Here is a 3,023-nt window from a genome sequence, read left to right on the forward strand (position 1 = left end):
CGCCGACGCCGTGGTCGTCGTGTCGCCGCTGTGCGCGCCGGCACTCCGCGACGCCGCCAAGACGGCCGCGATGGCGCGGGCGCTCGGGACCCCCGTCGTCGGATGTGTCGTCTCGCGATCACGAATGGCTCCCGAAGCGGTGTCCGACCTCGTGGGCGCGCCGGTGCTCGGGACCGTTCCGGAGGAGTCGTCGCCAGTCCTCACTCGTCCGACAGTTCGGGCCGCGTACCGTCGAATCGCCGACAAGATACCGGGGAAGAAGTAATATGAGCGACCGCCTAACAGTCTGGCATGTCTCGACTGGCGACGGGAATCGACGTGCTCGACCGCCAACTCGGCGGGGGCATTCCCGCGGGGAGCATCGTCCTGCTCGCCGCCGACCCGGCCAGCCAGTCCGAACTGTTCTTACACGAACTGACGACCACGCGGGGGACGCTGTGGCTGACGACGATTCGCTCGGCCGAGGCCGTCACCGACGCGCTCGAACGGAACCCCGGTCCGACCGGAAACCCCACCGTGCGCGACGTGGGCGGCGACGCGCCGCTCGACACGGCGAGCAGTCTGGTCCGTGACCTTCCGGAGGGTGCGAACCTCGTCATCGACGTGGTTGACGTGCTCGAACGGAGCGAGCCCCCGCGCTATCGGCGGTTCCTCAACGACCTCCAGACGCACATGGTCAACACCCGGGGGCTGACTGTGCTCCACGGGCTGAAAGGTGAGTCGGTCCCGGACAACCGCGACCTGACCGAGCACATGGCCGACGTGGTGTTCGACCTCGACACGAAGATAGACGGCTCGGAAATCATCAACCGGCTCGCGGTCCCCAAGTTCCGCGGGGGACGCGCGCTCAACGAGACCATCAAACTCCGGCTGGCGGAGCGCGTCACCGTCGACACCAGCCGCGACATCGCCTGAGCGAGCCCGAGCCACCGCTCAGAACGCGAAGAACCCGAACGTGCCGAGCGTGACGGCCGCGATGAGCGCCATCCACGTGCGGGCGGACAGCGCCGCACCGCGGGAGAAGACGTAGGCAAAGTACGGTGCGAGTGGGGAGAGTCGATAGACGAACGGCACCTCGATACCGGCGCCGTACTTGAGCGAGAGCGTCAATGCGACGGTGCAGAGCCCGGCGACGAGCGCGACTTTCACGTCTGTGAGGTCGCGGAACTCGGCCGTCGCGGCGTCGTCTGACGAAGCCATAGCTACGAGGCGGTCGGAAGGCGAGTATCAAGAAGCCGCCGATTCGCCGGGACGGCGAGGGCGGCGGACTCGCTTACTCTTCGTCGGCGTCGAGTTCCGCGGCGAGTTCGTCGGCGTCGATGTCGACGTCCTCGATTGCCTCTTCGATGTCGGCGCCGCCCGCGCCGCCCATCATACCGCCGAGGCCGCCCATGCCGCCCATGCCGCCCTCGATGGTCTCCTGCACGATGACGCGGTCGATGTCCAGCCGCTGCATGATGTCCTGCGCAATCTGCTGCTTGGAGAACATCCACTGCTGGTTCATCGTCATCTGCGGCGTCGCCTCGATGTAGAGCGTGTCCTTCTCGACGGTGACGGTCTCCGTCTCGGGCTCGGCGTCCTCATCCTCGTCGTCGGACTCGACGACCTGCTCCTCTTCGACCTCGTCCGTCTGAATCCAGACTTCGGGGGCCTGCTGGAGGTACATGCCGAGGAGGCCGGAGGCCTGCTCCTCGCGGTCGTCGACGAGTTCGAGCACTTCGTACTCGTATTCGAGGTCCTCGCCGGCGAGGGGGTGGTTGAAGTTGACGCGGGCGCGACCGCCGATGATGGTCTCCAGACGGCCCTGCTCGCCGTCGATAGTGACCTGTGCGCCGGGGTAGCGGTCGTCCTCGTCGATCTTGTTGGCGCTGACCGTGCGCACGTCGTCCTCGTCGTACTCGCCGAAGGCGTCGGCCGCCGGAATCTCGACGGTACCCTCGTCGCCAGCCTCGGCACCGATGAGGGCCTCGTCGACCTCGGGGAAGACGTGGCCGGCACCGACGATGACGACGCGGGGCTCGAACTCGTAGCCCTCGACGTCGATCTCGGCCTCTTCGGCCACTTCTTTGTCCGTCGTGTCGACGACGTCGCCGTCCTCGATCGTTCGCACCGTGTACGCGAGGCGGACGAAGTCGCCGTCCTGAATACCGGACTCGACCTCTTCATCGACCTGCTCGGCCTCCGCCTGCTGTTCGTCGCTCATACACGCTACGTGACTCGTGCGACCCTTAAGAATCACGTTTCGCTGCCGCGACGCGTTCGAGGCGGCCGACACCCGGGAACTCGACACCGAGGGCCGCTGTGGGGTCGAATCGCTTATATCATTGTCAATAGTTATAGAAAACGAGGCGTGTTCACATGGCACAGACTGGCTTGTTCCTCGGGTTCGTCCTCGGCGTCGTACTGCTGGCGCTCACCGTGTTTCTGACCGGCCGCGGCTGGCGACACTACACCGTCACGAGCGTTCCGACGCCGACAGGCGGTGGTTCGGCGGGGAGCGGGGGTGGGGACACCGCACGTCGCTGGGGCGACGACCCGACGGTGCTGTCGCTCGTCTTCGTCCTCGCGGCGCTCGGCTTCGGCGCGATGGCGGTGCTGTTCGTCGGCGGAAGCGCCATCCCCGAGAGCGTGACGAACGCCGCCGGGCCGGTCCTCGTCGCCGGGACGCTCGGGGTCGTCGTCGCGTACCTCTTCTACGGGACGTACCACGCCGCGCGGGGGCGCGGACTGGAACGCTCGCAGGCGGCGCTCCTCGGGTCGTGGGTGCTCGGCCTGCTGTTCGTCGTCGGCGTCGCGCTCAGGTTGGTGGGCCTCCTCTGAGATGGCGACCTCGTACGCGGGGCGACTCGACCCCCGGCACGTGCCGCGACTGTGGTGGCTCGCGGCGCTCTGCTGGGTCGAGGCGCTCGCCGTCGGGGCGTACCTCTCCGCCGCGCCGGAGCGCGTCGAGAGCGTCCGGTACCTGTTCTACCCGTTCGTCTGGATAACCGTCGGCGCGGCGGCCGTCCTCTGGACCGACCCGC

The 3,023-nt window shown here is 67.6% G+C and carries 4 protein-coding genes and 2 pseudogenes; 4 read left to right on the forward strand and 2 right to left on the reverse strand.

From position 1 onward, the window contains the following. Together NKF06_RS20220 and NKF06_RS20225 are read left to right on the forward strand one after the other, a co-directional pair. A pseudogene (locus NKF06_RS20220) lies at positions 1–265 on the forward strand (CDP-4-keto-6-deoxy-D-glucose-3-dehydrase); the annotation flags it as partial. A 26-nt stretch (positions 266–291) separates the two neighbouring features. Next, entirely contained in the window at positions 292–915 is a 624-nt protein-coding gene (locus NKF06_RS20225) for a transcriptional regulator (protein WP_253246423.1), read from the forward strand. Between the two features lie 18 nt (positions 916–933). On the opposite strand, the gene NKF06_RS20230 is transcribed toward NKF06_RS20225, so the two are convergent. Both NKF06_RS20230 and NKF06_RS20235 read right to left on the reverse strand, forming a co-directional pair. Next, positions 934–1,200, reverse strand: coding sequence for a hypothetical protein (locus tag NKF06_RS20230; protein ID WP_058567936.1), 267 nt, complete (start codon positions 1,198–1,200; stop codon positions 934–936). Between the two features lie 73 nt (positions 1,201–1,273). Beyond that, positions 1,274–2,203, reverse strand: coding sequence for a peptidylprolyl isomerase (locus NKF06_RS20235; protein WP_058827822.1), 930 nt, complete (start codon positions 2,201–2,203; stop codon positions 1,274–1,276). A gap of 155 nt (positions 2,204–2,358) precedes the next feature. Between NKF06_RS20235 and NKF06_RS20240 the strand changes: the two genes are divergently transcribed. Together NKF06_RS20240 and NKF06_RS20245 are read left to right on the forward strand one after the other, a co-directional pair. Next, positions 2,359–2,820, forward strand: coding sequence for a hypothetical protein (locus NKF06_RS20240; RefSeq protein WP_253246424.1), 462 nt, complete (start codon positions 2,359–2,361; stop codon positions 2,818–2,820). A 1-nt stretch (position 2,821) separates the two neighbouring features. Continuing rightward, positions 2,822–3,023 (forward strand): annotated as a pseudogene (locus NKF06_RS20245) (hypothetical protein); the annotation flags it as partial.

Source organism: Haloferax sp. AB510 (assembly GCF_024136985.1).
Classification (GTDB): Archaea; Halobacteriota; Halobacteria; order Halobacteriales; family Haloferacaceae; genus Haloferax.